The organism is Streptomyces lycii (genome assembly GCF_009735685.1).
GTDB lineage: Bacteria > Actinomycetota > Actinomycetes > Streptomycetales > Streptomycetaceae > Streptomyces > Streptomyces lycii.
In genome coordinates, this window is the sequence record NZ_WHPN01000277.1 from 1 (window position 1) to 1800 (window position 1800).

The 1800-nt window shown below is 70.2% G+C and carries 2 protein-coding genes; both read left to right on the forward strand.

Features of this window, described 5'->3' with window-relative positions; genetic code table 11:
• On the forward strand, positions 1 to 708 hold a 708-nt coding region (locus GCU69_RS14515; RefSeq protein ID WP_268969300.1), incomplete at its 5' end, for a family 2B encapsulin nanocompartment shell protein.
• Positions 709 to 814: 106 nt separating this feature from the next.
• Positions 815 to 1800 (forward strand): family 2B encapsulin nanocompartment shell protein (locus GCU69_RS14520; RefSeq protein ID WP_156206292.1); only part of this gene is annotated, 986 nt, incomplete at its 3' end.

The window sequence follows — 1800 nt, forward strand, 5'->3', positions numbered from 1 at the left end:
GGGCACACCGGTGAGCCGTCGCTGCCGGGGACGTTCGTGGACTACGAACAATCCCCCCGGGAGTACGAACTCAGCGTCGCCCAGACCGTGCTGCGCGTCCACAGCCGCGTCGCCGACCTCTACAACGAACCCATGAACCAGGTCGAACAGCAACTCCGCCTCACCATCGAGGCCCTGCGCGAACGCCAGGAACACGAACTGGTCAACAACCGCGACTTCGGCCTCCTCCACAACGCCGACCTCACCCAGCGCATCCACACCCGCACCGGACCCCCCACCCCCGACGACCTCGACGAACTGCTGGCGACGGTCTGGAAGGAGCCGGGCGTGATCCTGGCGCACCCGCGGGCCATCGCCGCCTTCGGGCGGGAGTGCAGCCGGCGCGGGGTGTATCCGGAGAGCGTGCCGTTCCAGGGGCACTCCGTCCCGGCCTGGCGCGGAGTGCCGATCCTCCCGTGCAACAAGATCCCCGTCAGCGACGCCCGGACGAGCAGCATGATGGTGCTCCGCACCGGCGAGGCCCAGCAGGGTGTCATCGGCCTCTACCGCACGGGAATCGCCGACGAATACCGCCCCGGCCTCTCGGTCCGCTTCATGGGGATCGACGAAAAGGCCGTCATCTCCTATCTCGTCAGCGCCTATTACTCCGCAGCCGTTCTGGTGCCGGACGCGCTCGGCCTTCTCGAAGACGTCGAAGTCGGCCACTGATCCGTCTTTCCCGCACCGGCCCGCGCCCGCGCACACCGGCGCCGCCACGTCCGTTCACCGCACACCGCTCGTACCGACCGCGCACAGGAATGGGTGACCACCGCCTATGACCACGTCCCTCGAGCCCTCCGCGTCCGCTTCCGGATCCCCGGACGACGGACCGGCGCAGCCGTTGAGCCTCGGCACCGCCGCGGCCCGCAATCTCGCCACCACCACCAAGTCCGTGCCGCAGATGCAGGGCATCTCCTCGCGCTGGCTGCTGCGGGTGCTGCCCTGGGTGGAAGTGACCGCGGGCACCTACCGGGTGAACCGCCGGCTGACGCACACCCTCGGGGACGGCCGGGTGGAGTTCGTCTCCACGGGCGCCCAGATCCGGGTGATCCCCGCCGAGCTGGGCGAGCTGGCCCCGCTGCGCGACTTCACGGACACCGGCGTGCTCGAACAGCTGGCGGACCGCTTCGTCCAGCGGGAGTACGCCCCGGGGGACACCATCGTGGCGTCCGGCCGTTCGGCCGACCGGATCGTGCTGATCGCCCACGGCAAGGCCGACCGGCTGGCCCCCGGCAAGTACGGCGCGGAGGCCCGGCTCGGCATCCTTGCGGGCGGCGATCATCTCGGGGAGCACGTGCTGACGGGCCCGGCCGGGGTCTGGGACTGCACGGTCCGCGCCGTCACCCGTTGCACGGTGCTCACCCTGACCAAGCAGGCCTTCGAGGAGGTCTCGGACCGCTCCCGGGAGCTGCGGGCCCATCTCGACCGCTACCGCACGGCGCCCCGGCCGGCGGCGAACAAGCACGGCGAAGCGGCGATCGACCTGGCCTCGGGGCACACCGGTGAGCCGTCGCTGCCGGGGACGTTCGTGGACTACGAACAATCCCCCCGGGAGTACGAACTCAGCGTCGCCCAGACCGTGCTGCGCGTCCACAGCCGCGTCGCCGACCTCTACAACGAACCCATGAACCAGGTCGAACAGCAACTCCGCCTCACCATCGAGGCCCTGCGCGAACGCCAGGAACACGAACTGGTCAACAACCGCGACTTCGGCCTCCTCCACAACGCCGACCTCACCCAGCGCATCCACACCCGCACCGG